Consider the following 5,914-nt stretch of genomic DNA (forward strand, 5'->3'; position numbering starts at 1 on the left):
GGCAGAAGTTTCTTGACAGACCAATCGACGGGTATCGGCCTCACGCCGGTACCCGGTCGTCTTCGCGGAGCCGTCCTCGAGCTCTCCGAACGGATGACGCGCGATGGCGGGACCATCTCGGTGGTGCCCGTTGGGCGAGCAACGGGCTCACAATCCCTCGCGTCGGGTTGATTCCCGCGCGCGTCACCCCTAACCTCCACGTATGGCCACCGTCCATGACTACCACGAGCGGGTCGTGCTCGACCCCGACGTTCGCTTCGGTAAGCCCGTCGTCCGCGGTACGCGAATCACGGTCGGCGACGTCCTCGGGTATTTGGCCAGCGGTATGACAGAGGACGAGGTCCTCGCGGACTTCCCGCAACTCACACACGATGATCTCCGCGCGTGCCTCGCGTTTGCGGCCGACCGAGAGCGCCGTTCGATCAGCGTTTCAGCGACCTGAGCCATCCGCGTCGTCATTGAGAGTCTGCCATGAAGCTCCTCTTTGACGAGAACCTGTCGGCACGACGCGCGCGCGACCTCGCGGATCTCTATCCGCAGTCCAGCCACGTGACCAGTCTCGGATTGGGCGGCGCCGGCGTCGGCATGATTTGGGCGCGCGCCGCCGCCGATGGCTTTGCGTTCGTTACCAAGGATGAAGATTTCCAGCGACTCAGGGTGCTTATGGGCGCGCCTCGCCTCGGCAACTGTGCAACGCCGGACGTGATTCGACTGCTCCGCGGTTGATCCAGCAATGACTCTATGAGCGATCCGAATCTCACTGTCCTCAACGAGCACTTCGATAGGATCTTCGTGATCACGCTCGAGCGCGCGCACGATCGGCATGCGAACATCGCGCGGAGCCTGGCCGGGGTGAACTACGAGATCGTCTATGGCGTCGACAAACGCGACCTCGACTTCGACTCGTTGCGCCGGACCGGCGACTATCTGCCCGAGCGGGCGAAGAAGCTGAATCGATACACCAAGGAGCGCCTGCTGCCGCTTGGCGCCATCGCCTGTTCGCTGTCGCATCGGAACGTGTACCAACGCTTGCTCGACAGTGGGCACGAGCGCGCCCTGGTGTTCGAGGATGACGTGCTGCCGATTCCGCAGAACCTGCCAACGCTTGCCGGCGCGCTCAACGAGCTGCCGACGAATTGGGAGCTGCTTTATCTGGGCTACATCACCAACGAGCGCCCGATCTCTGCCCTTCGCGCGCGGTATCATCGGATGGTCTACTCGATGTGGCACGATCATGTGTACCGGTGGCGCGCGAAGGACGTCGATCGGCTCTTTCCCCGCCCCTTCTCGCCGTCGCTCCATCGCGCCGGGTACCACAACTGCACGCATGCGTACGCACTGACGCGCGGGGCGGCCGAGAAGCTGATTGCATCGCAAACGCCGGTGAACTTCTGCGCCGACAGTGTGATCACGCATCACGTGCTGCGTAAGCAGCTGGAAGCGTTCAGCGTGCGACGCCAGTTGTTTTCGCAGATGGATTTCACGCTCGGGCACCAGCACGCGACGTCGTATGTGTGCAGCGATTGATCATTGCAAGGGGCGACCTCGCGATGCGTGCTGCGGCCGATCGGACCCGCCGGTGTACTCACCTTAACGTTCGCGAGCCTTCGTCGTGATCCGTCTCCTCAGTCTGCTCCTCCTCGCCTGCATCCCGGCCTCCGTCCAGGCACAGGATGCCACGGCATTCGTCGGCGACTGGCGGCTGGTGTCGGTCCTGCAGCCGGACTCTGCGGGCAACACGCGCCCGTTCTGGGGACCGAAGCCGCTCGGCATGATTCGCTACTCTGCCAACGGCGTGATGGCCGCCCAGTTGTACGACGAACGGCGGCCGGAACTCGGCGTTGGGAACTGGAGCGACGTGTCGCCGGAGGCGGCGCGAACTACGCTCGGCGGCTTGGCCTCGTACTACGGAACCTTTACCGTGGATACGGTACAGCACACGATTGCGCATCGGGTCGAAGGGGCCATGGCCCCAGAGTGGATCGGCCGCACGCTCGTGCGGGGATACCGGTTCTTGCCTGGCGACCGCGTCGAGTTGCGTGTCATCACGGGCGCCGATGGACAGCCGACAACGAATGGCCAGGTGCCTGTGTGGGAGCGCGTTCCTGCGGCACGTCGTGGGGCGCCGTGATTTCCGGCCGCTGGGGCCTCGCGATAGTCCTCGTTGTGGCGTGCACCCCGGAGCCAAAGTGACCGAGAAAGATCCGGTGGCCGAGGTGGCCGCTATTACTGGACCTTGACGGGGACGAACACCGGGCCCGGCGGGACTGGGAAAGCGGTTCGCATCAGTGGGTAGGAGGAGCGGACCCTCGATCCGGCGGGTGTCATCGAGCGTTCACTCGGACACTTCGATGCGGTGGAGTACGCGCGACAGATTCGCGACGGTGTGTCCAGCGTGCCATGAGCCGGCTGGCCGGCCATGACCCAGGCAACGGACGAGTCGGTGGTCAAGGAAGCTGTCGAAGCCTCGCTCATGGAGTTGGCGCTTGACTTCGTGGTGGGAAAGTGGGATATTCCCACTATCACTTACGGGAGTTTCGATGACAGAACTGCTCGGCATTGCGACCATGGACAGCAAGGGACGAGCGGCTATTCCACAGCACGTCCGCCGGGAACTTGGGCTGAATGAGGGGGTGCAGCTCCGCATCGAGCGCGACTCGGACGGACGCATCGAGCTCGTTCCGGCGGAGTTGATTCCGCGGGATCAGCTCTACTTCCACGCTCCTGAGATGCGCGCGCGCATCGCCCGGGCCGAGCAGAGCTTCGCAGACGGCACATCGACCCGTACGGACGGGGAGGCGGAGACGCAGGCGCTTCTTGACAGCTTGAAGGCTCCCTAAGACGTGGCCCGAAAGCAGTCGTTCCTCGGCGCAGATTTTTCCGAGCAGTTCAAGGAGGCCTACGCGGGGCTTCAGTCGGCGCAACAGCAGGGTACGGACAAGGTCGTGATGGCGCTGCTGAAGCAGAGACCAACGCCGGGAATGCGGGTCAAGCCGGTAGAACCGGAGAAGCATTACTACGAAGCGCGCATCAACGATGGGGATCGTCTCATCCATCGCATTGAAGCCGGCACGCTCTATTTGGTCGACGTCGTGAAGCACGATGACATTGATCGCTACGGTCGCAAGCTCAAGCGGCGATAAGGCTCCCTCGAAACCGACGCGATGCTTACCGCGCTCGTTGTAGCGGTGAACCTGAGCGGGCTCGCTGGTGGTGTTGCGCACGACTTTAACGACATTCTGACGGTGGTTGTGGGCGCGTCGAATGCAGCGCGCGAGGTCGTTGCACCACTCACCGCTCGCGTGATCGCGTCGATGACGATACCCGGTGTGAGTACAGCCGGCAGAATCTCCGCCGCGCGCGAGCTACCCGATGGATACACCACGTATAGTGGCACGCCACTGCGACCCAACGAGGCCAGCACGGTCGTGATCTCGGCGTCACGCGAGGTCCAATCGGCGCGCAGCAGCAGGGCATTCGCGTCGATGAACGCACGCTCCACCGCGTCGGTGTGCAGCGCCACGCGTTCGTTGACCTGACAGCTCAGGCACCACGCCGCCGTAAAGTCCACGAACACCACGCGACCCGAGTCGCGCGCCGACGCCACGCGAGCCGCCGACCATGGCTCCCATCCTGCTGGCGTAGCGGCGACGCCCACCGGTGTCGCCGGCTGTGATGCGATCGCTACGCCTCCGGCCGCGATCGTGGCGAGCAGCAACACGAGGCCGACCAAACTGCTGCGGGCACGACCGGCGTACTGCGCACGTCCCGCCATCCAACCCGTCAGCGAGACCCCAACGGCGAACAGCAGCGCCAACGCCACCTGGTCGGTTCCGGCCTGGCGTCCCAATACCCACAACAACCACACCACGGTCGCATACAACGGAAATGCCAACAGCTGCTTGAGCGTTTCGAGCCACGGCCCGGGACGCGGCAACTTGCGCAGCAGCGCCGGGCTACTGGCAAACAGGATGTATGGAGCCGCCAGGCCGAGTCCGAGTGACGTGAACACGGCCATGCCGATGGCTGCATGTTGTGTGAGCGCGTAACCCAGTGCTGCACCCATGAATGGAGCCGTGCAAGGAGTTGCGACTACCACAGCCAGCAAACCGGTCAGGAACGAATCGCTGTATCGTTCGCCCGCGGCCACCCCGCCCAGTCGTGTAAGGCTCATGCCCATGGTGAACACCCCACTCAGGTTGAGCGCGAGGGCAAACACGACCAACGCCATCACCGTGACCACCGCTGGTGATTGCAGTTGAAAGCCCCATCCAAGCTGTGCGCCGCCCGCACGCAGTGCCAACAGCACCCCGGCGAGCGCCCAGAACGTGGTGAGTACGCCGGCGGTGAACACCATCGCGTGACGACGCCCAACGGCACCGCCGTCACTGTCGCCGCCACGTTCGACGAACGCGAGGATCTTGATGGACAGCACCGGAAACACACACGGCATCAGATTGAGAACCAACCCGCCCACGAACGCGAGGAGCAGCGCCAGCGCCACGCCCATGTCAGCGGCTGCCGTCACGCTATTCACGGCGGCGACGCCGGTGCTGACTCCGGTTGACGTGGGCAAGGGTGCACCGCCGCTCGTGACGGCATCGGCTCCATCGAGCAGCGCCAGCAGGCGCGACGCCATCGCCGGCGACTGTGATCGTAACGAAAGCGTGAGTTGCACGCCGCGTGTCGGTGCATCGACATCGTTCAGCAGAACGCCAGTGAACGTGGTCGTCGAGTCGCTCAGATGTTTGTCGGCGGTGAGCGACACCACCACCGTGTCGCCGATCCAGGCCGCGCGTTGTACGGCTTCGTGCGCGAGCGTCCCGGTGGAATCGGGGATCAGGTACGGCTTACGGAGAACGCTCTTGCCTAGCGGCGGCTGCGGCATCACGTGTGGCACAGGGAACCGCAACGCCGACACGGACACGCCTGCGGGCAACGTCCACTGAGCGGCAAGCGGCAAGCGGCAACCCCGCATCGCCCGGATTCGTCCAGTAGGTGTGCCATCCTTTCTCCATCATGATGCGCAGCGCCACCGTGGTCGTGGCGCCGGGACGAAGTCCGTTCGACTCCGCCACGAGACTCAGTTCACTGTTCGGAGTCAGGTCCTGTTTCTCGATTGGCTGCGCACGCAGCGAACCGGCACTCGATATCGTCAGAAGCGACAGAACGCCAACGGCGAGAGCGCGACCGAGCATGGGGTTTCCGGGAACGTGGGACGGTGGGCGGTGTGGTCGGCTGCGGTAGAAATCCTGCCGATCTTGCCGCACGTACTCTACATGAGGCGCGAGAGTTCCCGTCGCGGCCACGCCACAGGATCGCGTCACGTCCCATCCGCCGTTACGCGTACGTTACGAAGGGTACGGCGAGTTTCACGAGGGCGATCGCTGGTACGCTGAGTGGAACAAACGTACCATTGCGCTGTTGGCCGAGTAATGCAGCGCCGCCCTTTCAACCCTCTCTTGGAGTCCTCGTGAATCGAAACTGTCGTGTGCTCTTGTCTGCGGTGTTGATGCTGGCCTGCAACAACGCCGAGCCTCCAATGGCCCCGATTGCACAGGAAGTCGGTGCCGATATGGCGCCTCCATCGGGACCGGCAACCAACAGCACCTTGCGCCGCACGGGCTACAGCGTGACCGGCACGGTCGCGCTGGTGGCGTCGAACGGAGTGGCTCAGCTTACGCTCTCCTCCGATTTTTCCGTAGCCCAGACGCCGGGCCCCGTCCTGTACCTCAACACCACGAACAATCCCAACAGCGGTCAGCCGCTACGAATCGGCGCACTGCGCTCACGCACCGGAGCCCAGACGTACACGTTCCAGATTCCACCCGGTGTGCGGTATACCTGGGTGATCATCTGGTGCGACCCGTTCAATGTCGGCATGTCCGAAGCCCCGATCGCGGCCACGCCGTAA

Annotated in this window: 9 protein-coding genes; 7 read left to right on the plus strand and 2 right to left on the minus strand. The window is 63.9% G+C overall.

The annotated features are described in order from the left end of the window. Positions 1-202: 202 nt before the first annotated feature. The 6 genes from ACESNG_RS08420 to ACESNG_RS08445 all read left to right on the plus strand — a co-directional run bounded on the left by ACESNG_RS08420 (position 203) and on the right by ACESNG_RS08445 (position 3,143). Positions 203-442, plus strand: coding sequence for a DUF433 domain-containing protein (locus ACESNG_RS08420; RefSeq protein ID WP_373068547.1), 240 nt, complete (start codon positions 203-205; stop codon positions 440-442). A 29-nt stretch (positions 443-471) separates the two neighbouring features. After that, positions 472-726 (plus strand): DUF5615 family PIN-like protein, encoded by a 255-nt coding sequence (locus ACESNG_RS08425; protein WP_373059445.1) that lies wholly within the window; start codon positions 472-474, stop codon positions 724-726. 15 nt (positions 727-741) lie between these two features. Then, positions 742-1,527, plus strand: a complete 786-nt coding sequence (locus tag ACESNG_RS08430; RefSeq protein WP_373059443.1) for a glycosyltransferase family 25 protein — start codon at positions 742-744, stop codon at positions 1,525-1,527. Positions 1,528-1,612: 85 nt separating this feature from the next. Then, the gene (locus ACESNG_RS08435; protein ID WP_373068549.1) at positions 1,613-2,131 is read left to right on the plus strand and encodes a lipocalin-like domain-containing protein; all 519 of its coding nucleotides are present in this window, start codon (positions 1,613-1,615) and stop codon (positions 2,129-2,131) included. Positions 2,132-2,540: 409 nt separating this feature from the next. Next, the gene (locus ACESNG_RS08440) at positions 2,541-2,840 is read left to right on the plus strand and encodes an AbrB/MazE/SpoVT family DNA-binding domain-containing protein (protein ID WP_373058312.1); all 300 of its coding nucleotides are present in this window, start codon (positions 2,541-2,543) and stop codon (positions 2,838-2,840) included. 3 nt (positions 2,841-2,843) lie between these two features. Next, positions 2,844-3,143 (plus strand): hypothetical protein, encoded by a 300-nt coding sequence (locus ACESNG_RS08445; protein WP_373058310.1) that lies wholly within the window; start codon positions 2,844-2,846, stop codon positions 3,141-3,143. Here the strand turns inward: ACESNG_RS08445 and ACESNG_RS08450 are convergent. Beyond that, a complete protein-coding gene (locus ACESNG_RS08450) occupies positions 3,116-4,888 on the minus strand; it encodes a protein-disulfide reductase DsbD family protein (RefSeq protein ID WP_373068551.1) in 1,773 nt (590 codons plus the stop codon). The genes ACESNG_RS08445 and ACESNG_RS08450 overlap by 28 nt on opposite strands. Further along, positions 4,851-5,198 carry a hypothetical protein gene (locus tag ACESNG_RS08455; RefSeq protein ID WP_373068553.1) on the minus strand — a complete coding sequence of 116 codons (348 nt, stop codon included), beginning with the start codon at positions 5,196-5,198 and terminating at the stop codon, positions 4,851-4,853. The genes ACESNG_RS08450 and ACESNG_RS08455 overlap by 38 nt, the downstream gene beginning before the upstream one ends. Positions 5,199-5,473: 275 nt before the next feature. Here ACESNG_RS08455 and ACESNG_RS08460 point away from each other — a divergent pair, with 275 nt between their 5' ends. Beyond that, positions 5,474-5,914, plus strand: coding sequence for a DM13 domain-containing protein (locus ACESNG_RS08460; protein WP_373068555.1), 441 nt, complete (start codon positions 5,474-5,476; stop codon positions 5,912-5,914).

This window comes from Gemmatimonas sp. (genome assembly GCF_041689975.1).
Classification (GTDB): Bacteria; Gemmatimonadota; Gemmatimonadetes; order Gemmatimonadales; family Gemmatimonadaceae; genus Gemmatimonas.

Coding starts and splice junctions, on each gene's coding strand:
- ACESNG_RS08425 (WP_373059445.1), top strand. CDS start 472: ATGAAGCTCCTCTTTGACGAGAACCTGTCGGCACGACGCGCGCGCGAC.
- ACESNG_RS08430 (WP_373059443.1), top strand. CDS start 742: ATGAGCGATCCGAATCTCACTGTCCTCAACGAGCACTTCGATAGGATC.
- ACESNG_RS08455 (WP_373068553.1), bottom strand. CDS start 5,198: ATGCTCGGTCGCGCTCTCGCCGTTGGCGTTCTGTCGCTTCTGACGATA.
- ACESNG_RS08450 (WP_373068551.1), bottom strand. CDS start 4,888: ATGCCGCAGCCGCCGCTAGGCAAGAGCGTTCTCCGTAAGCCGTACCTG.
- ACESNG_RS08420 (WP_373068547.1), top strand. CDS start 203: ATGGCCACCGTCCATGACTACCACGAGCGGGTCGTGCTCGACCCCGAC.
- ACESNG_RS08440 (WP_373058312.1), top strand. CDS start 2,541: ATGACAGAACTGCTCGGCATTGCGACCATGGACAGCAAGGGACGAGCG.